The organism is Streptomyces viridosporus, from assembly GCF_002078235.1.
Classification (GTDB): Bacteria; Actinomycetota; Actinomycetes; order Streptomycetales; family Streptomycetaceae; genus Streptomyces; species Streptomyces viridosporus.
Genome location: NZ_MSGP01000145.1, coordinates 21,614 through 45,590 on the forward strand (window position 1 = coordinate 21,614; position 23,977 = coordinate 45,590).

The 23,977-nt window shown below is 71.7% G+C and carries 15 protein-coding genes and 1 pseudogene; 9 read left to right on the forward strand and 7 right to left on the reverse strand.

Annotated features, from left to right (window positions below; translation table 11 throughout):
• Positions 1–64: 64 nt before the first annotated feature.
• On the reverse strand, positions 65–406 hold the full coding sequence (locus B7L92_RS42230) for an STAS domain-containing protein (protein WP_255310879.1): 342 nt from the start codon (positions 404–406) through the stop codon (positions 65–67).
• Positions 407–1,022: 616 nt separating this feature from the next.
• On the opposite strand from B7L92_RS42230, the gene B7L92_RS11210 reads away from it, so the two are divergent.
• Together B7L92_RS11210 and B7L92_RS11215 are read left to right on the forward strand one after the other, a co-directional pair.
• Entirely contained in the window at positions 1,023–1,748 is a 726-nt protein-coding gene (locus B7L92_RS11210; protein ID WP_081237281.1) for a class I SAM-dependent methyltransferase, read from the forward strand.
• Between the two features lie 75 nt (positions 1,749–1,823).
• Complete coding sequence (locus B7L92_RS11215; protein ID WP_081237282.1) at positions 1,824–3,431, forward strand: alpha/beta hydrolase; 1,608 nt, start codon at positions 1,824–1,826, stop codon at positions 3,429–3,431.
• Positions 3,432–3,624: 193 nt separating this feature from the next.
• On the opposite strand, the pseudogene B7L92_RS39350 reads toward B7L92_RS11215, so the two are convergent.
• A pseudogene (locus B7L92_RS39350) lies at positions 3,625–3,738 on the reverse strand (sigma-70 family RNA polymerase sigma factor); the annotation flags it as partial.
• Positions 3,739–3,807: 69 nt separating this feature from the next.
• A complete protein-coding gene (locus B7L92_RS11220; protein ID WP_081237283.1) occupies positions 3,808–4,812 on the reverse strand; it encodes an RNA polymerase sigma-70 factor in 1,005 nt (334 codons plus the stop codon).
• Positions 4,813–4,986: 174 nt separating this feature from the next.
• Between B7L92_RS11220 and B7L92_RS11225 the strand changes: the two genes are divergently transcribed.
• On the forward strand, positions 4,987–5,472 hold the full coding sequence (locus B7L92_RS11225) for a carboxymuconolactone decarboxylase family protein (protein WP_081237284.1): 486 nt from the start codon (positions 4,987–4,989) through the stop codon (positions 5,470–5,472).
• An 85-nt stretch (positions 5,473–5,557) separates the two neighbouring features.
• On the opposite strand, the gene B7L92_RS11230 is transcribed toward B7L92_RS11225, so the two are convergent.
• The gene (locus tag B7L92_RS11230) at positions 5,558–5,887 is read right to left on the reverse strand and encodes an alpha-amylase inhibitor (RefSeq protein ID WP_255310880.1); all 330 of its coding nucleotides are present in this window, start codon (positions 5,885–5,887) and stop codon (positions 5,558–5,560) included.
• A 611-nt stretch (positions 5,888–6,498) separates the two neighbouring features.
• Between B7L92_RS11230 and B7L92_RS11235 the strand changes: the two genes are divergently transcribed.
• Together B7L92_RS11235 and B7L92_RS11240 are read left to right on the forward strand one after the other, a co-directional pair.
• The gene (locus B7L92_RS11235) at positions 6,499–8,988 is read left to right on the forward strand and encodes a molybdopterin oxidoreductase family protein (protein WP_081237286.1); all 2,490 of its coding nucleotides are present in this window, start codon (positions 6,499–6,501) and stop codon (positions 8,986–8,988) included.
• Positions 8,985–9,476 (forward strand): hypothetical protein, encoded by a 492-nt coding sequence (locus B7L92_RS11240; protein ID WP_081237287.1) that lies wholly within the window; start codon positions 8,985–8,987, stop codon positions 9,474–9,476. The genes B7L92_RS11235 and B7L92_RS11240 overlap by 4 nt, the downstream gene beginning before the upstream one ends.
• Before the next feature lie 126 nt (positions 9,477–9,602).
• On the opposite strand, the gene B7L92_RS11245 is transcribed toward B7L92_RS11240, so the two are convergent.
• Both B7L92_RS11245 and B7L92_RS11250 read right to left on the reverse strand, forming a co-directional pair.
• Positions 9,603–14,300, reverse strand: a complete 4,698-nt coding sequence (locus B7L92_RS11245; RefSeq protein ID WP_081237288.1) for a DEAD/DEAH box helicase — start codon at positions 14,298–14,300, stop codon at positions 9,603–9,605.
• A 123-nt stretch (positions 14,301–14,423) separates the two neighbouring features.
• Positions 14,424–17,456 carry a hypothetical protein gene (locus tag B7L92_RS11250; RefSeq protein WP_107501448.1) on the reverse strand — a complete coding sequence of 1,011 codons (3,033 nt, stop codon included), beginning with the start codon at positions 17,454–17,456 and terminating at the stop codon, positions 14,424–14,426.
• 249 nt (positions 17,457–17,705) lie between these two features.
• On the opposite strand from B7L92_RS11250, the gene B7L92_RS11260 reads away from it, so the two are divergent.
• The gene (locus B7L92_RS11260) at positions 17,706–19,448 is read left to right on the forward strand and encodes a sigma-70 family RNA polymerase sigma factor (RefSeq protein WP_081237291.1); all 1,743 of its coding nucleotides are present in this window, start codon (positions 17,706–17,708) and stop codon (positions 19,446–19,448) included.
• Positions 19,449–19,624: 176 nt separating this feature from the next.
• Positions 19,625–22,210 carry a GmrSD restriction endonuclease domain-containing protein gene (locus B7L92_RS11265; protein ID WP_081237292.1) on the forward strand — a complete coding sequence of 862 codons (2,586 nt, stop codon included), beginning with the start codon at positions 19,625–19,627 and terminating at the stop codon, positions 22,208–22,210.
• Here B7L92_RS11265 and B7L92_RS11270 read toward each other — a convergent pair.
• Entirely contained in the window at positions 22,155–22,667 is a 513-nt protein-coding gene (locus B7L92_RS11270) for an ATP-binding protein (RefSeq protein WP_081237293.1), read from the reverse strand. The two genes, B7L92_RS11265 and B7L92_RS11270, sit on opposite strands and share 56 nt — an antisense overlap.
• A gap of 162 nt (positions 22,668–22,829) precedes the next feature.
• On the opposite strand from B7L92_RS11270, the gene B7L92_RS11275 reads away from it, so the two are divergent.
• Both B7L92_RS11275 and B7L92_RS11280 read left to right on the forward strand, forming a co-directional pair.
• A complete protein-coding gene (locus B7L92_RS11275; protein ID WP_081237294.1) occupies positions 22,830–23,702 on the forward strand; it encodes a helix-turn-helix domain-containing protein in 873 nt (290 codons plus the stop codon).
• Positions 23,699–23,899: a DUF397 domain-containing protein gene (locus tag B7L92_RS11280; protein ID WP_081237295.1), complete on the forward strand. Its 201-nt coding sequence runs from the start codon at positions 23,699–23,701 to the stop codon at positions 23,897–23,899. Before B7L92_RS11275 ends, B7L92_RS11280 begins: the two co-directional genes overlap by 4 nt.
• The last annotated feature ends 78 nt before the right edge of the window (positions 23,900–23,977 follow it).

A 23,977-nucleotide genomic window follows, 5' to 3' on the forward strand; every position in this document is an offset into this window, starting at 1 on the left:
AAACGGCCGCGATCGCCCCCGGTGCCTCCGACGTCCTGGACGGGGTCCCGGGGCGTCGCCCCGATCAGCCGGTCAGGGCATCCTCGACGGTGGGGTGGCAGGGAATGAACGCGTCGATGCCGACGAGCGCCATGACGCGCCGGACGGGCTCCCGCACGCCCGCCAGGCGCAGCCGGCCTCCGGCCTGGTGGGTGGCGATGAGCACGTCGACACCGCTGGAGTCCATGAACGTCACTCCGCCGAAGTCGGCCACGGTCCGCGGGCTTCCCTCCGGTGGAAGCAGCGCCTCTTGCAGACCGTCGCGGTCGTGGTGATCGATCTCGCCGCGCAGGACCACGACCCGGGTGCCGTCGACGTTCTCGTGACCGATCGACAGGCCGGGTCGTGCCGCATGAGTGTCTGACACGGTTTCCTCGACCGCGCTCGTCGACAAGGATCCTCGATCCTGACACACCGTCCGCGCATCCCCTGCTCCCCCGGCCCTGCGATCGGGTGCCCGCGCGATCGTTCTCACGGGACCCCGTGCGCGGGTGAGGCACCGGCGGGGCAGCGGCTCCCCCGGCCAAGCCTCCGCGTCACGCGGAGGCTTCTCCGCAATCCCCCGGAAGCCGTACCCACACCCACAGGAGTGATCGAACACAGCATCACGGTGTGCGCCCCTCCGCTCCATCAGGGCCGGGCCGGTCAATCGACATCACGTTCCGGATGTCGCCCCCGCAGACCCGTGACGGCGGCAGGAATCCCCCCGTTACCCGATCACCTGTCCGCACCACGCCCCGAGGAGCACCCGTGCACACTTCGGCACCGCCCTACGCTCGTTCACCCTGTGTTCGAACCCGTCACCGCTTCCTCGGGCAGCACCGTGCGCCATGCCGACGGCCGCACCGGATCCCTTGCCCGCGCATCACGGCCGGAAAGGTGCTCCGGACAGCACGACGGACGGGCCGGCCGTCCTCGAACCCGCACCGTCCCTCTGTGCCGTTTCCTCGAGTTCACCGTTTCCGGGAAGGACGTACCCCCTCGTGTTCACGACGCAGGACGCATGGAACACCGGCTACGCCAACGGCCGCCGTTACCGCCGGCTCAGCGACTCCGAGCGGTCGCTGCTCGCCGCGCACGTCCCCGCCCCGGTCGGCGGCAGGGCCCTCGACGTCGGGTGCGGGGTCGGTGAACTCGCCGCCCACCTGTCCTCGCTCGGCTACCGCGTCGATGCCGTCGACTGGTCCGACAACGCCCTCGCCGAGGCTACCGCCCGGTACGGACAGGCCGCCCGGTGGCTGTGCCTGGACATCGAAGGCGACGACCCGGTACCGCTGCACGCCGACGGCTACGACGTGATCACCCTCCGGTTCGTGTACCCGTTCCTGAAGAACCGCGAGCGCGCCATGTCCTCACTCAGCCGTCGGCTGCGCGCCGGCGGTGCCCTCGTGGTCGTCACGCCCCTCGCCGCAGAGACCCCGGCCGAGCGGCGCGGCATCGCGCTCGACGAGGACGAACTCGCCCACCTGCGGGCCGGCTGGCCCGCCACCGACCGTCACGACGTCGAGGGCCTGGCCTTCGTGGTCCTGCGCGGCTCCCACCCGGACGGCACCACGCCACAGGCCGAGGCACCGGCCGGCCCCTGGACGGGATCGGCTTCCTCTTCGACGGCGGCCGGCTCACCTCCGGGCAACCGCACCGACTCCGGCTCGACCCGGCCCCGTACGTCCGAAGAGCCGCCCACGTTCTCGCCGAGTGACGACGGCTGATGGGCGAGACCGCCTGCCTGCCCCGAACGGACGACACACCGTGCGCCTCCGGCCGGGCTGCCGAAAGCTGAGGCCATGCCCTCCATACGAGCGACATCCGCTGCTGCCCTGCTGTCCGCCGCCGCTCTGCTCTCCTGCTCCCTGACGGCCTGTACGCCGGTGGCGCGGGACGGCAGTCAGGGCGGTGGCGGCGGCACAGCGACCACCGGACCGGACGAAGGCCGCTTCTGGAAGCAGTCCCTGGACTGGAAGGACTGCCCCGCCCCCTCGCCCCTCCAGGGCGGTGGCAAAGCCCCCGCCCTCCTGCCGGACGGCACCCGGTGGCAGTGCGCCACCCTGCAGGCGCCGCTGGACTGGGAGAAGCCCTCCGGGGAGTCGATGGGCATCGAGCTGATCCGGGCCCGCTCCAGCGGCGACGCCGAGGACCGGATCGGTTCGCTGCTCTTCAACTTCGGCGGCCCCGGGGGCTCCGGGGTCACCATCCTGCCCGCTCTGGCCTCCGACTACGAGAAGCTCCGTTCCCGGTACGACCTGGTCAGCTTCGACCCGCGCGGCGTCGGCAACAGCCGGGGCGTGCGCTGCCTGGACGCCGATGCCGGCGACGAGAGCCGGGTGGACGCCACCCCCGACGACGGCGACGACGAGATCGACGCGTTGGTCGCGTTCAACCGGGAGACGGTCGCGGCGTGCGAGAAGAACTCCGGCGACGTCCTCCCGCACGTCGGCACCACCGAGGTCGCCCGGGACATGGACCTGATGCGGCACGTCCTGGGCGACGAGAAGCTCCACTACTTCGGGGTCTCCTACGGCACCTCGCTCGGTGGCGTGTACGCCCATCTGTTCCCCGAGAACGTCGGCCGGGCCGTCCTGGACGCCGTCGTCGACCCCACCCTGGACGCGATGGAGAAAGCCCTCGGGCAGGCCGGCGGGTTCCAGCTCGCCTTCGAGCACTTCGCCGCGTGGTGCGTCGAGAGGGGCTGCGCGCTCGGTGACGACGTCGCGGAGATCGTGGAGACCGCCGTGGAGCTCGAGGCCGACCTGGACGACGCTCCGCTCACCACTTCGGGCGGAGGTGAGCTCGACGGCGACGCGTTCCTCGCCGCCATCGTCGGCGCGCTCTACAAACAGGACTACTGGCCTGCCCTCCTCGTGGGCCTGGAGGCGGCCGCCAACGACAACGGCGACATCATGCTGGACCTGGCGAAGGCGCTGAGTCAGCACCGCTTTGACGACGAGAGCAACAAGAACGACGCCTTCAGGGCCATCACCTGCGGCGACTCCAGCGACCGCTACACCGTGGCGGACGTGGAGGAAAGAATGGCCGAGTTCGTCAAGACGTCACCCCTGTTCGGGCCCCTCCTGGCGTGGGGCTTGCTCGCCTGCGACGGCTGGCCGGTGCCGGGAGAGGCCGAGCACCCCGAGGTGAGCGCGCCGGGCGCGCCGCCGATCCTGCTGGTCGGCAACACCGGCGACCCCGCCACCCCCTACGCGGGCGCCGCCCGCATGGCGGAGCGGCTCGGCAAGGGCGTGGGCTTCGAACTCACCTACAAGGGTGAGGGCCACGGTGCCTACAACAGCGGGAACACGTGCGTGCGGAACGCCGTCGACGCGTATCTGCTCGACGGGAAGCTCCCGAAGAGCGGCGCGGTGTGCGAGGCGGAGCCGCTGCCGGAAGGCAAGTAGGAGGCGGGCGCCGTTGTCCGTGGGGCTGGACGTCGGCCGGCCGAAGGGCGGTGCCGAGGGCACCGGGTGGGGGCCCCGGTCGCGAGCGTGGGCCCGGCCGGGAAGGGCGGGCGGCTCTGGACCGGAACGCCCCACCGCACCAGACCGCTGCCGCCCGGACGAGGAACCGGGCGGCAGCGTGGGGTGCGGCCGGTCAGGCCCCGGCGGCGGCCGGGGCGCAGCGCTCGGCGTCGTCGAGCCACTCGATCAGCGAGGTGCGGGCGCGGGCGACGCGTGAGCGCACCGTGCCGACGGGGCAGTCACTGACGCGGTCGGGACGCCGGGGGCGGGGAGCGCGAGGTCGACGGTCCGACGCCGCCGTTTCCGGGGGGCGGGCTCAGCGGCGCAGGGCGGTCTCCCGCCGCATGTACGACAGCTTCTCGGGGTTGCGCACGGCGTAGAGCCCGGCGACGAGGCCGTCGTCGATGCGCACGGCCACGACGGTGTCGATCACGCCGTCGAGCCGGAGGACCAGCGCCGGGTGGCCGTTGACCTCCGCCGTCCGCAGCGACGTCTCGCCCGCGACCCTGCCCAGCCCGGTGGCCAGCAGGCGGGCCACCTTGCCGACCCCCACGACGGGCCGCGGCACGGCCTTCCTGACTCCGCCGCCGTCGCCCAGGAGGACGACGTCCGGCGCGAGGATGTCGAGCAGGCCCTGCAGATCGCCCGTTTCGACCGCCCGCCGGAACGCGTCGAACGCGTCCCGGGTCTGGTCCGGGGAGACGGTCCCGCGCGGCCGGCGTGCCGCGACGTGTGCCCGCGCCCGGTGCGCGATCTGACGCACCGCGGCCTGGTTCCTGTCGACGGCTTCGGCGATCTCGCCGTACTCGAGGTCGAACACCTCGCGCAGCACGAACACCGCCCGCTCGACCGGCGTGAGCGTCTCCAGCACCAGCAGCATCGCCATCGAGACGCTGTCGGCCAGCTCGACGTCCTCGGCCACGTCGGGCGTGGTGAGCAGCGGCTCGGGCAGCCAGGAGCCGACGTAGGACTCCTTGCGGCGGCCGAGTACGCGCAGCCGGCTCAGTGCCTGGCGGGTGGTGATCCGGACCAGGTACGCGCGCCGGTCGCGCACCGTGCCGAGATCCACGCCCGCCCACCGCAGCCAGGTCTCCTGCAGGACGTCCTCCGCGTCGGCGGCCGAGCCGAGCATCTCGTAGGCGACGGTGAACAGCAGGTTGCGATGGGCGACGAACGCCTCGGTGGCGAAGTCCGTGCGTCCGTCGCCCGGTTCCGTGCGTCCGCCGCCTGGTTCCGTGTGTCCACCACCGGGGTCCGGGCGTCCGCGGTCGGGGAGCCGCCCGGCCGTGTCCTGTGTGCGCTCGCTGTACTCGCTCTTCACCGGCTGCTCCTGCCTGTTCGCTCGTGACGGGGCCCCACGCACAGGACGCCGGTCCCCGCGGCTCTGTGACATCCATGAGCGGTGGCGCACGTCACACCGGCCTCGCCGTCACAGGGAGCGGACCGTCGGCGTCTCGTGTTCGTTCATCGCCGCACCGCGAATGAGGAGAACGCCATGGACGCCCGATTCAACCTGTTCGACAACGAGGTCGCCGCCAGGTTCGCCAAGCGGTTCGCCGGCGCCGGCCTGGTGGTCCACCAGTCGACGCTGCCGAGGTCCACCCAGGAACTGGTGTCGCTGCGCGCCAGCCAGATCAACGGCTGCGGCCACTGCATCGACATGCACACCAAGGAGGCCGCGGCGGCCGGTGAGACCGCGGTCCGGCTCCACCTGGTCGCCGCCTGGCGCGAGTCCACCGTGTTCACCGAGGCCGAGCGGGCCGCGCTGGCGCTCGCCGAGGAGGGCACCCGGCTCGCCGACGCCCACCCCGGCGTGTCCGACGAGACCTGGGCCCAGGTGCGCAAGCACTACGACGACGACCAGACCGCCGCGCTGGTCGCCCTGGTCGCCCTGATCAACGCGGCCAACCGGCTCGCCGTGATCGTGCACCAGCGGGGAGGCTCCTACGAACCCGGCATGTTCGCCGCCGCGTTCGGCTGAGCGGCGGCGAACACGTCCGGCCCCGGACCGTCCGGTCCGGGGCCGGCCCCGCGTGTGCGGCCGGTGCCGCCGGAGCACGGGCCCGTCAGTGGCCGGTGCCGCCGGAGCACAGGACGGCGCCGAGCACTCGGTCGCCCCGGGTGCCGTGGCCGGGGAAGGTGACGCGGTCGCCGGGGTGGACGACGCGGCACGGGACCTCACGACCGTCGCTGTAGGCGACGGTCAGCGTGTACGTGCTGGAGCAGGTGTTGGTGACGAACGTGTAGCGCCAGTCGGCGCCGACCTCCACGCAGGCGGGGGCGTCGGTCTGCGCCCGCTCGGTCTCGGACGGCGTCGCGTGTGCTGCCGCGCTGCCCGTCAGTACCGGCAGCAGTGCTGCCGCCGTCATGATGAATGGACGCATTACCTGGCGCATGGGACTGCTCCCCTTCAACTCATGAACCGACGGACTTCAGGCTAGAGCGGCCCATCGGCGGTCGGTTGAGGTTTGCGCCACCTTTCCGTAATTTTCAGTAAGGGATTTCAACAACTTTTGAACACCGAACGCCGTAGGAATCCGCAGATGCGGGGCTCGGCGGCGTTGACGCGGTGGGCGGCCGACCCGCGGGGCACGCCGTCGGCGGAGCCCACGGATCGACCGGAAAAAGGTGCTGCCGTGGAGGAAGAAATCGATGCGTGCCACAACGAGGCCGGCCCGCACGCTCGGCGCCCGAGCCGAACTCCCCTCGGGCACCACGGCCGTGACGTCCCCGCCGCCGGGCGGTGCCGCCCGCGCGATGCCCGGCACCATGACCGCCGCAGCGGCTCCCGCCGCGAGGACGGGCACCACCGGCCGCGGTCCTTCCGGCCGCGGTTCCTCCGATCCGCGACTCCACGACGCGGAAGCGCGGACGAGGGGCCCCGCCGCGGCGACACATGCGACGCATGCGGCGCCCGGGACGCGGACGGCGGCGTTAGGGATCGGGGGGCAGGGGTACCGAGGACGCACGTACGTCGGGCTTCGCCGCCGTTCCCTGGGAGGTAGCCGTGGTCGCTCCGGTGGACCGGATCGCCCTGCCGTGGGGCAGCCGCACCCCGTACGGCCGACACGAGTCGTGGCCCGAGCGGCAGGACACCTGCCTGCGGGAGGGAGTCGACCCGGACACGGTGCAGCGGTGGGTCCAGGCCGCGTCGATCCTGCACTCCGACGGGGACGCGATGGACATCGCGGTCGTGGACGGACGCATGGCCGGGGTGCGCGGCCGGACGCAGGACCGCGTCAACCGCGGCCGGCTGGGACCGAAGGACCTCTTCGGATGGCAGGCGAACGCCTCGCCGGACCGGCTCACGAGGCCGCTGGTACGCCGGGACGGGCAACTGGTGGAGTGCGACTGGGCGACCGCGATGGACCGGATCGTGACCCGTTCCCGGGAGCTGCTGCGCGAACGCGGTCCGGGGTCGATCGGCTTCTACACCTCCGGGCAGCTGTTCCTGGAGGAGTACTACACCCTGGCGGTTCTGGCCCGGGCCGGGATCGGCACCAACCACCTCGACGGCAACACCCGCCTGTGCACGTCCACCGCCGCCGAGGCGCTGAAGGAGTCCTTCGGGTGCGACGGACAGCCGGGCACCTACGACGACATCGACCACGCCGACGTGATCGCCCTGTTCGGGCACAACCTCGCCGAGACCCAGCCCGTGCAGTGGATGCGCCTCCTGGACCGGCTGGAGGGCGGCGACCCGCCCCGCCTGCTGTGCGTCGACCCGCGTCCCACCCGGCCGGCCCGCAGGGCGACCGTGCACCTGGCTCCCCGCCTCGGGACGAACGTGGCGCTGTTCAACGCCCTACTGCACGAGATCATCCGCACCGACCGCGTCGACCACGACTACGTCGCGGCCCACACCGTCGGCTTCGAGGAGCTGGCGTCCCGGGTGAAGGACTGCACCCCGCGGTGGGCGGCCGACATCTGCGACGTCCCGGCCGCCCGCATCGGCGAGGCCGCCGAACTCCTCGGCGCGGCCGACCGGCTGCTGTCCACGGTGCTGCAGGGCGTCTACCAGTCCCACCAGGCCACCGCCGCCGCCGTGCAGATCAACAACCTGCACCTGATCCGCGGCATGCTCGGACGGCCCGGCGCCGGGGTCCTCCAGATGAACGGGCAGCCCACCGCCCAGAACACCCGTGAGTGCGGCGCCAACGGCGACCTGCCGGGTTTCCGCAACTGGCAGAACGACGACCACGTGGCCGACCTGGCGCGGGTGTGGAACGTCGACCCGGAGACGATCCCCCACTACGCCCCGCCCACCCACGCGATGCAGATGTTCCGCTACGCCGAGCAGGGCTCGATCCGCATGCTGTGGATCAGCGGCACCAATCCGGCGGTCTCGCTGCCCGAGCTGTCCCGGATCCGCTCGGTCCTGGCCCAGGACCGCCTGTTCGTGGTCGCGCAGGACCTGTTCCTCACCGAGACCGCCCAACTGGCGGACGTGGTGCTGCCCGCGGCGACGTGGGGCGAGAAGACCGGCACGTTCACCAACGCCGACCGCACCGTGCACCTGTCCGACAAGGCGGTCGATCCGCCCGGCGAGGCCAGGCCGGACCTGGACATCTTCCTCGACTACGCCGCCCGCATGGACTTCCGCGACAAGGACGGCGGGCCCCTGATCAGCTGGCACGACCCGGAGTCCGCGTTCGAGGCGTGGAAACGGTGCAGCGCCGGCCGCCCGTGCGACTACACCGGCCTCAGCCACGGCAAGCTGCGCGGGGGCAGCGGCATCCAGTGGCCGTGCAACGAGCGTGCCCCGGAGGGGACGGACCGCCTCTACACCGACGGGATCGGCTGGGCCCACCCCGACGTCTGCGAGACCTACGGCAAGGACCTGGTGACCGGCGCGGCGGACGACGTCGTCGAGTACCGCTCGCTCAACCCCGACGGCAAGGCCATGCTCAAGGCCGCCGCCTACCTGCCGCCCCACGAGACGCCCCACGAGGAGTACCCGTTCCAGCTGACCACCGGCCGGACGCTCTACCACTTCCACACGCGGACGAAGACGGGCCGTGCCCCCCAGCTGAACGAAGCCGCCCCCGACGTGTGGGTGGAGGCCTCCCCCTCCGACGCGTCCGCGCTCGGACTCGACGAGGGCGACCTGGTGGAAGTGGCCACGCCGCGCGGCGCCCTGCGGGGACGGCTCCGGGTGACGGACATCCGTCCGGGGCTGCTGTTCGTCCCCTTCCACTACGGCTACTGGGACACCGGGGGCGGTCACGCCCCGGACGGCGGCACACCGGGACGCGCCGCGAACGAGACCACCGTCACCGACTGGGACCCGGCCTCCAAGCAGCCGCTGTACAAGACCGCCGCGGCGGCCCTGCGGCGCGTCGAACGCGGTGACGGCCGTCCCGCCCCCGCACCGACGACCACCGCGTCCGCCCCGTCCCGCGCCGGCACCGTCCCGGACACGGTCGGCGGCCCCTCCGCCCTCGTCACCGAGTCCGTCGGCGCTCCCCCGGACCGCCGGAAGGAGCAGCCGGAATGAACGGCGTCACCCTCGTCCTGCGCGCGCTCCACCACGGCGAGAAGCACCTGGCCAAGGAGCTGACGGCGGTGGCGGAACGCCACCGCACGGAACACGAGGTCCACCACGTCGCCACCGACCTCGCCCGGTGGTCCCACACCCACGTCCAGCGCCTGGCCGACACCGGCCGCGACCACGGCGTGCACCTCGGCGACCCCTCCGGGGACGACTCCGCGGGGGTGCTGTCGACGCTCCGGGAGAAGACGGCCGAGGCGGTCGTCCACCGGCCCGAACCGGGCCTCCTCCTCCTGCGCGACCTGCGCAAGCTGCACCTCGACGCGGCGGGAAACTCCCTGTACTGGGAGATGCTCGCGCAGGCCGCCCAGGCCACCCGCGACACCGGTCTGCTCGCCCTGGCCTCCGAGTGCCACCCGGAGACCCTGCGCCAGATGCGCTGGACCAACACCATGATCAAGAACCTCTCACCGCAGGTGCTGACGTCCCTGTGAGGGGAACACGGCCGGCGCTTCCCGCCCGGCAGCGGACGGACCGGCCATCTTCACCGGGCACCGGGGTGGTCTCCCGAGCCCCCGCTCGGTTTCGAATCGCACAGGGGCGCAATCTCTGCATTCCGATCAGCTCGTGCTCCTGCCCGCCAAGGTGTCGAGGAGCGCCATGGCCTCGCAGCGGCTCAGCAACTCGTGGAAACGCTCGTTGCGGAAGGTACGCAGGCATGCGTAGCAGCTGCTCTCCGGTCCGCACTCACAGCTGGCCACCCGGGCGCATGCCGCCTCGACGACCGCTTCGAGATGTTCGCCGACACGGATCGCGTTGCCCGCGCCGCCCGGTGTGGTGTCGAAGAGCAGCAGCAACGGCATTCCGTCGGTTCCGGTGTGAACCGTGCCGTCGATGTCGTCCCGGCTGATCTCCAAGTGGGTGGCCGCACCTTCCAGTAGTGCGTAAAGACCGGAACGCAGGGTTTCCTGCGTCGCGCTGAGTGCGGTGAGCGGATCGAGGTGGATCTGGAGGAAGTCCGTCTGGTACCGGTGGGCGAGGGACACAACCCGCAGCGGGCCGGTGCACTGCGCGTCCTTCAGGAGATGGGGGTGTCCCGCACGCTGGGATGCCGCGCGGGCGTGCGGACGGCCCCAGCCGCACCAGTCACAGATCTCGTACCCGGCACCGCCCGGTCCCTCCGAGACGACGACCATCTCGCCCCGGGCGCCCGCCGACCAGGCTGTGGCGTGTCCGGAGGCGAAAACGGTGATCCCCTCGTGGACGTCCGCGGTGTCGGTGGACATGTGGACGTCGCCGTACCAGGAGCGGCGCGGCGGTGTCTGTCCCGGGCTGCGCTGGGGTCCGCGCGCGGCGACGAAACCGTAGACCGGCTCGACGTAGCGGCGCGGCGCGGAGGTGGACAGCGTGCCGCAGGCGGTGCAGGTGGGATCGACGGGCTCGGTGGCTTCACCGTAACGGCCGCAGGTGCCGCACACGGTGTAGTACCGGCTGACCAGTTCACGGTCGGGCAGGCGGTAGACGCCTGCGGATTCCCACAGACGGCCGCCCGCCACGATCTCGGCTCCCGGCGCGTACTCGTAGACGGCGGCACTGAGATCGCGGGTGAGTTCGAGCTGGCCCGACACGGCGCCGCTGTCCTGCGGGATGCGCAGTTCGACGGTGTCCACGGGGAAGCCGTACTTCGGCAAGACGTTGCGGTTGGCCAGGACACCGAGGAGGTCACGGTGCGTCAGGTTGCGGATGACCTTCTCGTACATGTCCGCCAGCCGGTACTTGCGGGCGGCCACCGCCTGGTCGCGGCGCTCTCTGTAGGCCGTGACGTCCTGTTCGAGGATCTGTCCCGCGGCCCGCAGCAACCGGTCCAGTTCGCCGATCCAGGAGCCCGACTCCACGTCGATCTCGTCCTGGACGCTTGCGGGGAGCACCCGACGGATCGAGGCCGCCACACTCTCCGGAACGGGCGTGAGCCAGTCGCGCACGATGTGGGCCGCGGTCTCGCCGGTGGTGTCGTCGGGCAGGAAGAACTCACCCGCCTTGCGCCAGATACGGCCCCGCTCCTCCTTCATCGCGCGGAAGAACGCGGCGAGCGCGATGGAGTGGGCGTGGCGGCGGTCGATGCGGACGTTGTCGACGGGGACGATCGGGGCCCGGACCTCTCCGGCGATCATCCGCTGGGGTTCCGCGAACCGTGCGAGGTCGTGGGGACGTCGCTGGGCATAGGTGAGCACGAGCGCGGCGGAGTCCGCGCGCCGGCCGGCACGTCCGGCCCGCTGCACGTAGTTGGCGGTGGAGGGCGGCATGTTGCGCAGGACGACGGCCTGCAGTTCGCCCACGTCGACGCCGAGCTCGAAAGTGGTTGAGCAGGAAAGGGCGTTGACCTGGCCGCGGACGAACTCGCCCTGGATCTCTGCGGCCTTCTCACCGGTCCATTGGGCCGTGTGTTCCTGGGCGCGCAGCGGAACGGGGTCGAAGGTGCGGTAGAGACGCCGGAGGTGGCCGTCCGTCTCGGTGGTCGGCTTGTACTCCTCGAGGCGGCCGGTGCAGCGCAGGGTGGGGCACACCCCGCGTACGGACACGGCGACGACCCGACGGCAGCGGTCACAGGCGTGAAGCGGCTCGCTGTCCTCGGTGACGGGCCGCAGGCGCAGCCAGGCGTGGTCGAGCCGACGGACCGCGCCGATGCCGACCTGGTTCTCCCCCGGCAGCCAGTCGGCGAGGTGTCCGGTGGTGAGGTCGGTCCACAGCCGGCCCAGGATCTCCAGGGCGGCCCCACGCCGGTCGCCCTGGTGCCCGAGGGCGTCGAGCACCCGCTCCAGGTAGTCGACGCGCCGGTTGGAGACACCCGCGGCGCTGGGCAACCAGCTGATCACCTTGCGTTTGGCGTCGGATCCCTTGGAGCGGACCCAGACGGGTCCGCGACGCGGGGAGAACGCCTCGTCGCCCGCGTCGACGTCCTCGGGCATGGTGAGCGCACCCTGGTTGCGTACGGTGCGCAGCAGCTCCTGCATCAGCCACCAGGCCTCATCGTCGCTCAGGCCGAGGGAGGTGAGAGCGGCGGGCGGCTGCCAGAAGGGTTCGCGGTCGAGGTCGACCCGGAGCAGGCCGAGGCCTTCGAGCGACTGTCGGTCGTCGATGCTGAGCACTTCCTGCATCACCCACAGGGCGACCTCGCGCTGCTTGGCCTGGCGGGAGTCGTTGCGGCGGAAGACTCCGGCGCGGTCGGCGGCGCGGACGGTGTGGGCGACGAGGTCGTCGATGTGCAGCGGCTCGTCAGGGTCGGGGCAGCCCTTCAGGACGGCCTGGGTCATCAGGCGTCGGTGCTGGATACGGGTGTAGGAGCCCTCGAGGTAGGGGGCGAAGTACGCGGCGGCCTGGCGGCTGTCGCTGAAGAACAGGAGCTTGCGGCCGCGTCCGGGCAGTGCGGCGGCGGGGCCGTCGGTCTCCGGTGGCAGCGCCTGGTAGAGGGCGGTGCCCAGAACGGCGGCGGCGGCCTCGTTACCCGTCTCGAAGAGCCGGATCATGCCGTGGCCACGGGCGCCGCAGGCCAGGCAGGAGGCCGGGGTTCCCTCACGGGTGTCCAGCTGATGAACGCGACGCAGCTCGCTTCCCTCGCAGCCGTCCACCGCACAGGCCACTGTCCCGGCGGAGTGCACGCTGGCGCAGCGGGTGCACAGTCTGCGCTCGCTGAGTCCGCCCTTGGCGCTCTCGCCGAGGGTTTCGTCGTCCTCGTCGACACCCGCGCCCGTGCCGTCCCCGTCCAGGAGCAGCCAGGTGTGCGGCTTGTCGGGGGACTTGCGGTGCACGAGACGGGACCGCCCCCCGGGGCCGTCGAGGGTGCCGTGCAGGTGGACGGCGCCGCAGCGGCGGCAGGCGCCCAGTTCGAAGGAGGGCCGTGTGCAGTGCGGGCAGACCTCGTGGCGGGCCAGGTCGAGGTGGGGGCCGGCCGGGTCGAGGCAGGTGAACGCGCCTTCGGTGGCGCGGGCGAAGAGGTGATAGCGGGCGGAGAGAACTGGGGCGCCGTCGGTGTCGGTCACCTGGCTGGCGAGCTGGATGAGCGCGGTGACGGCGGCCGGCCCCACCGGGTCGCCGGGGAAGACGGCGTGGGCGATCTCGCCTACGGGCCGGGGCCCTTCGGCGAGGGCCCGGCGCAGGGCGGCGGTGCCGGCTTCGTCGGCGAGGGCAGCGGCCGGGGTGGTGGTCGCGGGCAGTCCGTGCATGCGTGCGGCCGACACGATCTCGGGGCCGGGGTCGGCCGTGGCGGCCAGACGCAGGTATTCGGTGGTCGGCAGCGGTCCCCAGTGGGGGCCGTCGGGTGCGGCCACCCGAGTCGCGGTGACGAGGTCCTGTGCGTCCGGATCGTCGGCGTCCCAGTGGAAGGGGACGTCGAAGAGTGCCTGGGCGAAGGCGGTGACGGCGGCGGGGTTCTCCTCGGCACCGACGGTGGCGCTGGTGGCGATCGCCTGGATGTCGCGTCCCTGCCCCACCCGGTCCTTCAGCCGGCGCAACAGCATGGCCAGTTCGGCGCCGCGTGCTCCGTCGTAGACGTGGGCCTCGTCGACGACGACGAACTTCCAGCCGCCCGCGTGCTCGCCTTCGAAGAGGTCCATGTCCTGGGGACGGAGCAGCAGGTACTCCAGCATGGCGTAGTTGGTGAGCAGGATGTGGGGCGGCGTGGCGCGCATCTCGCGGCGGCTGAGCAGTTCGTTGGGCAGGCGCGGCTCGCCGGGGTTGAGCTGCTCGAAGGTATCGGTGGCCTGGCGCGGGTCGTCCTTGGTGTCGCCGGTGTAGCGGCCGAAGGTGATGTGCGGTGTTCCGGCGAGCAGTCGGCGCAGGCGCTTCATCTGATCGTTGGCGAGCGCGTTCATGGGGTACAGCAGCAGGGCGCGGACCCCGGGGCCGAGGGTGCCGCGGGCGTGTTCGGCGGCGAGCGCGTTGAGAACGGGCAGCAGGAAGCTCTCGGTCTTGCCGGAGCCCGTGCCCGTGGCGACGACCAGGTTGCGTCCGGCCACGGCCTTGCGCAGCGCCTGCTCCTGGTGCCGGTACAGGGGGCGGTCGGCGGGCAGGGCGGGGCCCGTCAACTGTCGGAACGCCGGGTCCAGTACGCCCTCGCCGATGAGCTCGTTCAGGGTGGCGCCCGGCGCGTAGGCGGGGGTGGCCTCCAGCAGAGGCCCCTTGGTGAGCAGCGGGCTGGTGTCGATCGCGTGGGCGAGGGCCTCGGCCAGGCGGGGTTCGCGCAGGGGCAGCAGGGAGCGCAGATAGCGGCGGTAGGTGTCGCTGATCAGTGTGGATGTAGCGAGCGGGTCGAGGCTGTGCACGGGCTGGCTCCGGGTCTGCGGCGGGCGGGGCGGACAGGTGTGACGGTGCTGGGCGGCGGCTGAGGACCGGTGAGACGCGGGTCCGTGGGCCCGTTCGGGCGGGACGCCTGCCTCCGGCCGGACTCAGCCGGTCGCCCGCACCGTCTCGGTGGTGACCAGGCACTCCGCGAGGGCGAGGTCGACGGCGGTGAGGTCGGGTGCGTGGGCGGCCACGGACGTCCACAACGGCCGCAGCCCACGCTCCAGTCTGACGGCCCGTTGGTCCCCCGCGGCGGCGAGCCGCGCGATCAGCGCGCAGCCCAGTGACAACTGGGGCACCCGCATCCACGCCTCGCCGGGACCACGCAGCGGACCAGGTCCCCGGTCGCGGAACGCCTGCGCCAGGAGGCCGTGCCCCTCGTCGAGGAAGTTCTCGACGGCCTCCAGCCACTCCTCGCACTCCTCACGCACGGTGTAGTACTGGAGGTTGCGTCGGTCCCGGAAGGCCTGCCAGGCAGCCGCGGCCCGGGTGTCGGTGTCCAGGAGCCCGCGCGGTACGACACCCGCCGTGCGCCACATGGCCTGCTGCTGGATCTCGGGAAGTCCGTCGAGGATGCGGACGTGGCCGTCGAACCGGCCGACCGTGCGGCTGGGGTCCTCGTGTCCGGCCAGGATCGCCGTACCGGCACCTCCCAAGAACTGCCCCACCTCGTCCAGGAGTTCCTTCTCCTCCGGGTACAACTCGTCGATTTCATAGGCAGGGTCGCCGGACAGGTACGGCAGCAGCGGCGCCGTGAGCAGCAGTGCGCACAGGGGCGCCCGCCGCCAGACGGGGCGTACGGCGGCCGGGTCCTCCACCTCACGGATGCGCAGGGCGGCCAGGCCGCTGCCCACCAGCACGGCGGCCAGTTCTCCGGAGCGCAGGGAACTGCCGGCCGCTCCCAGAAGGGCGTCGGCCCCGGCGTCCCCCAGGGCCTGGCGGCACTCCGCCGGTGCGCTCTCCTTCGCTCCGCACGCCTGCAGGTCGCGGCCGCGGGCGGCCACGACCCACTGGTAAGGAAGGGCGTCGGTGCCCCGCGGCAACGTCCCGCGTCCGCCCAGGTACTCCGTGGTCCGGGTCGCGGCGGTGGCCTCGACGACCGCGGACGTCCAGGGGGAACGGCGCAGCACCAGGGTGTCGCGGTCGCGCAGGCGGGGCCAGGAGGGCGCGGTGTCGGCCGTGGGGGCCCCGGCGTGCAGGCTCACGACGAGCGGGCCGGCCGAGCGCCAGGCGGCGGGCAGCGGGATACGGCCGCTGTCGTCGACCGGCACGCTCAGCGGCTGCTGCCACGGGGCGAGGACCCTGTGGATCCGGGCGGTCAGCTCACCGGGGTGGCGCAGCCCGCGCAGCAGCAGTCCGGCGCCGTCCGGTACGACGTCCTCCGCGATGGGCTGGGTGCGGACGGTGCCGACGTGGACGCTCTGCCCCGCGACCAACAGGCGCAGTTCGGCCTTGGCGCAGTCGCGGACGGTGTCCGTCAAAGCGGTCAGGGAGTAGCGCAGGTCGCCCTTGCGGGTCCGGGTGCGGCGTTCCGGTGTCAGGGTGAGCAGGGTCGCGTCCTCGACGACGAGGGCCAGTTCGGGGGTCACGGCCACCGCCTGCTCCGGCAGCCGCACGGTCAGGGCGCTGTCGCGCACCAGGTCGGCCGCGTCGATGTCGAGCGGCCGGACGGACCAGGCGAGGGGCCGGCCGTCGAGTTCCAGGCGGACCTCGGAGTGCGGGACGAGCGCCTGGACGGGGAACTCGCTCGTACCGTCGCGCAGGACGAGTTCCTTGGCGATCTCGTACGAGGCGAAGGCGACCGCATTGCTGGAGGCGGTCACCGGCCGGCTGGTACGGAGGGTCAGGCGCGCCGGCGCCAGTCCGCCGTGCGGGGCGAGCAGGCGCCACTCGGCGGAGGGGGTCGCCTCGACGCCCTCGGCCAGGAAGGCCGTGAGGCGCCGCCCCCGCCTCCGGTCAAGGCGGTGGACGAGGAGCTCGTACGGGCCGAGCAGCGGGCCGGGGACGTCCCGCCAGGGGTCGAGGAGGGCGCCGGGCGCGCCGGTGAGGCAGGCCAGCGGTTCCTCACGGCCGGGGCGGCGCACCTCCACCTGCCAGTGCCGTGCCTCCGGCTCACCCGGCTTGCGCCGGAGCCGGAGTGCGGGCGGCCGGTGCCACACCGGTGCTCCGTCCTCACCGGTGAGCCAGGGCAGCGTCGCGCCGCCTTCCCAGCCGAACGACCGCCCGACGGCCACCTCCAGCCAGTTGCCCGATGCCGCCCCCGAGGTACGGAGCCGGGTCACGCCGGCCAGGGACACCTTGCTCAGGGTCCAACCGCTCCAGCCGTACGGGGTGGGCAGTTCGACGGCCGCGGCCTGCGCGCCCTCCGTCTCCAGGGCGCCCACGTGCAGCAGGTGAACCTCGGTGGCGGGCAGCGGCTCGTCGAGGGGGACGCGGTGGCCGTCGGCGGCGAAGGCCAGCAGGACGGTGTCCGGGTCGACGACGGCCGACACATGGGTGGTGCCCGTCGGGTCGGTGGCCTCGACGCGGCGCACGGGACCGGGAAGGACCCAGTGCGGCGGCGACGCGGTGACCGACTCGCCGTCGGCCGCCAGCTGCCAGCCGGGTCTCCCCTGGTCACCGGGCAGAACCAGCAGGACACTGCCCGCGCCGGGCCCGAGACGGAGTTCGGGCGGAGCCGTGACGCCTCGGGCGACGGGGGCGGGCGGAGGGGCGTCCGGCGGGTCCGCGAGGGCCGGTGGACGCCAGACCCAGCCCAGCGAGCGGGCCGCCTCCTGGGCGGCCGTGACCCAGACCTCACCGGCCGTCGCTGCTCTCAGGGCGGCGCGACGGCGGCCGAGCTCGGGACGGGCCTCGACGACACGCGCCCGCGCCTCGGACAACAGGTGGGCGAGACCGGGCCCTTCCCTCTCCGCACCGAGCGCCACTGCGTGCACCGTGCAGGCGGGCCAGCGAGTGAACACGGTGTCCTTCGGCAGGCCGGACCGCTCGGCGAGCAGCGCGTAGGCCACCAGCGCCTCCAGGACGAACGCAGTCCGCCGGAGGACGGACTCCACCCCTTCCACGGCCGACGGCTCCCCCGCCTCGCGCCATGCCCGCTCGCAGTCGTCCAGCAGCTGCGCGGGATCCACCAGCATGTTTCCCTCCCCGACCGAGCCGTACCTCCTTGCGGTCCGGACCGGCTGATGTTTACCGTTCTACCATTCCTTTGCGTTGGGAACACAGGTTCCACGCAAACGGAACAGCGAGCACCGGTTCTGCCGGAGCACATGAAGGGCCCTGCCTGACAACGAGTGCCTGCCTTCATTCGTGACGCAGTTGTCAGTGGCCGGTGGTTCCATACGAGAGAGCTCGTTGCACTGCTGTTGGGCACAAGGGGGGCGTCGATGACGACGGACGTCGAGGCTGGAGCAGCGGCCGCGCTGCACGCGGCACTTCTGGCGGCGGCAGGCCCGGAACGCGTCCTCACCTCGATTGGCCTGCGGCAGCTGCTGATGGGAACGGACAAGACCGTGATCGCCGAGGCCCTGAACCGGGTCGCACGGGAAGGCGTGACGCTGCCTCCCGCCCTGGCGGCCTCGTTCGGCATACCGACCGGCAGTCCTTCAGCATCGTCCGGGCCGGCTCGCCCCACGCCCACTCCGCCTTCGAAGGAGGCACCTGCACCCCTCGCACTCCCCGCCGTACCGGCGCAGAGAGCGCCCGGCCCGCGCTTCACCATCGAGCTGGGACCGGACAGCCGACTCGACCTGGCCGCACTGACGATGCAGACGCTGCGGCCGGCTCCGGCCCCGTCGGCCCCACCCGCACCGGCACCGGCACCGGCACCGGCACCGGCACCGGCACCAGCACCGAAGCCTCCGACGCGCCCTGTCGCCAATGCCGCCGACGCATCCTTCGAGAGCTTCGGTACGGGCCAGGCCTTCTTCAACCCGCTGAAGTACTACCGCAAGGTGATCGGCAGGTATCCACTGCTCTCCCGGCAGCAGGAGGCGGAGCTGGCCCAGGCCATCGAGGCGGGACTACTCGCGCGGGAAAAGCTGGACGAAGCCGGCAGGAAGCTCGCCCCCAAGCTCCGGTGCGAGCTCGAACAGCTCGTCCGGCTCGGGGAGCAGGCCTTCACACAGTTCGCCCACGCGAACCTCCGGCTGGTGGTGAGCATCGCCGTCCGATACACCGGGCGCGGCGTGGACCTCATGGACCTGATCCAGGAGGGCAACCTCGGCATGCTGCACGCGATCGAGCTGTTCGACCACCGCAAGGGGTACAAGTTCTCGACCTACGCCACGAACTGGATTCGCCAGGCGATCCAACGGGCTCTGGCGGACAAGAGTCGTACAGTACGGCTCCCGGCACACGCCCACGAAGCTGTGACCGCACTCCGCAGGATCGCACGAGAACTGGGCCACAGCACGCCTGTCGACGCTCTTCCGGCCGTAGCCGCTGGTGCGGGATTGTCTCCGGAAAAGGCGTCCGAACTTCTGTCGCAGGTACGCCGCACCGTCCCACTCGAAGATTTGATCGAGGCAATCGGCGAGGACGCTCTGCACGAAGAGGCCGATCGGACCATTCGCGGGCCGCACTGGTCCGAAGCCGACACCCGTTACAAGGATTTGTCCCCGGAAGAGGTACACGATCTCCTCGACTGCCTCAGTGATCGTGAGCGTCGGTTGATGACCCTGCGGTACGGGCTCGACGGAGGGCCCGAGTCAACCCTGGACGCCGTCGGGCAAGTCCTGGGAGTTACGAGAGAACGCGTACGCCAGGTCGAATCCAAGGCCATGTCGAAACTGCGCGCGCACACCTGGAGGTACCTCAGCCCGCCGGTCGTTGTTCCGCCTTCCCCAGTCGTCACCCCACCGCGTCCGGCTGTCGAACCGCATGCCGTTCCTGTGGATCCGCCAGTGGATCTCACTGACGAGCTTCACGTAACCCGGAAGGTCCACCACAGCGGACAGATTATGGTGGACCGACAGACGATCCATGTGGGCGTGCAGTACTGCGGTGAGATCGTCACGGTCCTCCTGGAGGACGAGTGGTTCCGAGTGCTCTTCGAAGGGCGCCCCATCGCAGCCACCCCCCGGCAACACCGCTCCGGAGCCAGCAGGATCTACGGCCTCGCGGATTGACTGCACCGCAGCCTTTTGTCGAGGTCGACGCAGGACGCATGCGTCAACCCGGTTCACGGACTGCGGTGTGACCGCATACGTCACAGTTTCGCAGTCCTGGGGCTTTTCGAGTACGGAGACCGGCCGGGCCTGGTGTAATCGGCGGCGGACGACCGAGGATCAAGGGGGGCCGCCATATGCAGGCCAAGGAGACGTTGTTCGCCGATCTCATGCAGGGCCGGGCCCAGCAGTTCCAAGTGCCGCTCTACCAGCGGACGTACTCCTGGACCGAGAAGCACCTCAAACAGCTCTGGAGCGACATCCTGGAACAGGCCGGGCTGCTCGAGTCGGCTGAGGAGAAGGGAAGCACGCACTTCCTCGGTTCGGTGGTGCTCGCGCCGTCACCGCAGAACGACGCGACGTTCCCCCGCTGGCTCGTCGTCGACGGCCAGCAGCGGCTGACCACGCTGTCCCTGGCCCTGGCCGCCATCCGCGATCATGTCGCGGACACCGCGCCGGTCGAGGCCCAGCGCATCGACGAGCAGTACCTGATCAACAAGTGGAAGAGCGGCAACGACCACCTCCGTCTGCTGCCGACGCAGGCGGACCGGACGCAGTTCGCCGCCCACATCCGTGGCCCCCTCACCGATCAGGCCACCGGCAGCGGCGTCGCCACCGCCTACGCCTTCTTCCGCAAGAAGCTGGTCGAGGCGGGCGATCCGGCGGCCCCGCAGGACGTGTTCCGCATCGAGCAGGCGATCACCTCCCGGCTCGCGCTGGTGGCGGTGACCGCCGAGCGCGGTGACAACGTCCACCGCATCTTCGAGTCGCTCAACAACACCGGCCTCAAGCTGAGCCAGGCCGACCTGCTGCGCAACTACCTCTTCATGAAGCTCCAAGCGCGCGGCGAGCACGTCTACGAGACCTATTGGCTCCCCCTGCAGAAGAGCCTGAGCAACGACGAGCTGGAACAGCTCATGTGGCTGCAACTCGTACTCGACGGAGATGACCGGGTCCGCCGCCAGGACCTCTATGCCGCCCAGCAGAGGCGTTTCGAGAACACGAAAGCCGGCGACGCGGAGATCGAGGCGTACATCAGGGAACTGCACCGTCGCAGCGCCCACTTCCGCCGGCTGCTGCACCCCGAGGAGGAGCCCGACCCCGCGGTCCGGGAGGCGCTCCGCCGCCTGGACGCGTGGCAGGCGGCCGTCACCTACCCCGCCCTGATGCTGTTGTTCGACCGGCGCGAGCGCGGGGAGCTGGACTCCTCCGAGACCGCCCGCGCCCTGGCGTACATCGAGAGCTTCCTCGTCCGCCGGATGATCTGCCGGGTCCCGACCAACAACCTCAACCGGATCTTCCAGGCAGTGCCCGGACAGCTCCCGCTCGACGTGCCCGTCGCCGAGGGGCTGCACCGGCTCCTCTCCTCCGAGAACCGCTTCTGGCCCGACGACGCCGAACTGCGCGAGAAGATCAGGACGGCGCCGTTCTACCAGTACGGCCGGTGGCAGCAGCGCAAGCTGGTGCTGCAGCGGTTGGAGGAGAGCTACGGACATCCCGAGCCGGTCGACTTCGCCGCCGCGCAGCTCACCGTCGAGCACGTCATGCCGCAGTCGCCCGGCGACGAGTGGCTGCGTGTTTTGGGCGAGGAGGCCGACGAGGGCGAGACCGCGGAGGAACTGCACGCCCGGTTCCAGCACACCCTCGGCAACCTGACGCTCACCGCGGTCAACGCGGAGCTGTCCAACCACCCCTTCGAGCGCAAGCAGGACCTGCTGCGGGGCAGTCACCTGGAGATGAACCGCCGCATCGCCGCCACCGAGCGCTGGGGCGTGCGCGAGATCCTGGCCCGCGCCGACGAACTCGCGGACCGTGCGATCGCGTTGTGGCCGGCCCCGCTGCGCGGAGTCGGCCGGGCGGAGCGCAGCCGCGACTGGCAGCTCGCCCACCAGGTTCTCGCCGCACTCCCCCACGGCACCTGGACCTCCTACGGCGACCTCGCCGCGTTCCTCGGCTCCGGCGCCCAGGCCGTGGGCAACCACCTGGCCAACACCCCCGGAGTGGTCAACGCGTACCGCGTCCTCACCTCCGAGGGCAAGGTCTCCGACGGCTTCCGGTGGGCGACACCCCAGGAGGCGGGAAGCGACGACGTCCGCGCTCGACTGACCGCCGACGGTGTCCGCTTCACGGCCACCGGGGCCGCCGACCCGGCCCAGCGGCTCACCGCCGACGACCTCGCCGCGCTGCTCGCCGGCACGGACGACGACCGGGCGGACGGCGAGGACACCGCGCAGGACGGGACCGTCGGAACGCCGGGCGAGGAGACCCGCGCCGAACGGTTCTTCCGCCAGCTCGCCGCCGACGACTCCCCCGAGACGGTCGAGGCGGTCCGCGCGCTCTTCACCCACTGGGAGTCACTGGGCGGCTGGATCGGCCACGGCGCCGGACACGTCACCACGAGCGCCTACCTCATGCTCGGCGAGGCGGGCGGCCCCGGGCGCGGCATCTGGCCGATGACGCTCTACCCGGGCGCCGGGCGCGGGGGCACGGCGGAGGTGGTGTTCCAGTCCATGGCCGCACGGGAGCCGTTCACCGACCGTGCGCTGCGCGCCGAACTCCTGACCCGCCTCAACGCCCTGGACGGTGTCGACATCCCGGAGGGCAAGCTGGAGCTGCGCCCCAACATCCGGCTGTCCCTGCTGGAGAAGGAGCGCAACCGGGAACTGCTCACCGAGACGCTGACGTGGTTCCGGGACCGCTGGGAGAGCCGGGGCTCGTCCTGAGCGGTGCCCGCCGGGCGCACTCCGCCCACACCGTCTTGCCGCCCGGCGGATACGGCTCGCAGCCCCAGGCGTCGGCGAGCGAGGCGACCAGGAGCAGACCCCGTCCGGACTCACCGTCGGCATCGACGGCCGGGGCCGGCACGGGGCGGCGCTCGCCCCGCGCGTCGGTAACCTCGATCCGCAGGGTGATGGGGGTGAGGGTGAGGGCGAGGCGTGCGGCTCTGCCCCTTACCCGGCCATGTAGGGCCGCATTCGCGGTCAGTTCGGCGATGAGGAGGGAGGCCGTGGCCGCGCTGTCGTCGTCGGCGGACTCCGGCCCGCCCTTCCGCTCGGCCAGCCAACGCTCGGCGGCGTGACGCGCGGTGTGCGCGCCGTGCGCGGTGGTGGGAAACAAGGTACGGAAGCGGGCCGTGCCGACGATCGGTTCACCGGGTGCGGTGACGGTTTCCTGATTCACATCACCCAGAGTGACCGAGTCGTCCTACCGTGGGGAGCACTCCGGGCGGTACGCAGGGTGACTGTCCCGGTGCGGACGGTGTAGTGTACGGGCGTCCGGCCGTGCCCCGGCCGGGCTTTCGCCGGTTCGCCCTCCGCACGAGGAACAGGGTGGTGGTACGGCATGGCAGCACAGTCGGGCACGGGGGTCCCCACGGGCGGCGAGGCGGACGGTACGGACGAGGTCGCGGACCTGTTCCGGGCCCTGGGGCGGCAGATCAAGGTCGCCCGGGAGCGGGCCGGGCTGAGCCAGAAGGAGCTGGGCGACCGGATCGGGTACGGCGAGGAGACGATCTCGTCGGTGGAGCGGGCCCGGCGGACGCCTCAGCCGGAATTGCTGGTCGCGGTGGACCGGTTGCTGGACTGCGGCGGCCTGCTGGCGTCCGCGGCGGAGGACGTGGAGCGGGCGAAGACCCGGCGGAGGGTGCGTCATCCGGAGTGGTTCCGGGATTACGCGCGGTTGGAGGCGGAGGCGGTCGAGTTGCACGACTACAGCTCGCTCGCCGTCCCCGGGCTCCTTCAAACCGAGGCTCACGCACGTGTGGTGTTCGGTACCCGCCAACCCCTGTTGGACGAGACGACCGTCGAACAGCGGGTGGCCGCACGGTTGGACCGCCAGCAGATCTTCGACCGCTGGCCTCCGCCGTTCACGACCTTCATCCTCGAGGAATCCGTGTTGCGTCGCCCACTGGGTGGGTGGGACGTTCATCGGAAACAACTTGAAGCGCTGCTGAAGTTCGGCAGGCTACGCAGTGTGGAACTCCAGGTGCTGCCGATGGAGCGCAAGGAACACCCCAGCCTGGGCGGGCCCTTCATCCTGCTCACCCCGAAGGGCAGACCACAGGTGGCGTACCTGGAAGTACAGCACGTCAGCCGTCTGATCACGGATCCGGACGAGGTACGTATTCTTGCCGCACGCTACGGCAGCATCAGGGCACAGGCGCTCACACCGGGAGAGTCACTGACCCTGATCGAGAAGATGCTGGGAGACCGATGAACACTGAACAGCCCGCACGGCTGGACTGGTTCAAGAGCAGCTACAGCAGCGGTGAAGGCGGGGCGTGCGTCGAGATCGCCGCCGACGCCGCCGCCATACACGTACGGGACTCCAAGGGGCGCGGCGGCCCCCGGCTCGTGTTCGCGCGGAGCGCATGGTCCGGGTTCGTCACGGGCCTGGGGCGGGACCGGAGCTGACCTGCCGCGTCACGAGGCCCCTGGTGCTCGGGCCTCGTGACGCGGTCCCTCCCCCGTCGGCCGCACCGCTCGGTGACG

What these genes read in the sequence shown, in the direction of transcription:
- B7L92_RS11265 (WP_081237292.1), top strand. Translation starts at nt 19,625, where the DNA reads ATGCAGGCCAAGGAGACGTTGTTCGCCGATCTCATGCAGGGCCGGGCC.
- B7L92_RS11260 (WP_081237291.1), top strand. Translation starts at nt 17,706, where the DNA reads ATGACGACGGACGTCGAGGCTGGAGCAGCGGCCGCGCTGCACGCGGCA.
- B7L92_RS11250 (WP_107501448.1), bottom strand. Translation starts at nt 17,456, where the DNA reads ATGCTGGTGGATCCCGCGCAGCTGCTGGACGACTGCGAGCGGGCATGG.
- B7L92_RS11230 (WP_255310880.1), bottom strand. Translation starts at nt 5,887, where the DNA reads ATGCGCCAGGTAATGCGTCCATTCATCATGACGGCGGCAGCACTGCTG.
- B7L92_RS11215 (WP_081237282.1), top strand. Translation starts at nt 1,824, where the DNA reads ATGCCCTCCATACGAGCGACATCCGCTGCTGCCCTGCTGTCCGCCGCC.
- B7L92_RS11240 (WP_081237287.1), top strand. Translation starts at nt 8,985, where the DNA reads ATGAACGGCGTCACCCTCGTCCTGCGCGCGCTCCACCACGGCGAGAAG.
- B7L92_RS11280 (WP_081237295.1), top strand. Translation starts at nt 23,699, where the DNA reads ATGAACACTGAACAGCCCGCACGGCTGGACTGGTTCAAGAGCAGCTAC.
- B7L92_RS11225 (WP_081237284.1), top strand. Translation starts at nt 4,987, where the DNA reads ATGGACGCCCGATTCAACCTGTTCGACAACGAGGTCGCCGCCAGGTTC.
- B7L92_RS11275 (WP_081237294.1), top strand. Translation starts at nt 22,830, where the DNA reads ATGGCAGCACAGTCGGGCACGGGGGTCCCCACGGGCGGCGAGGCGGAC.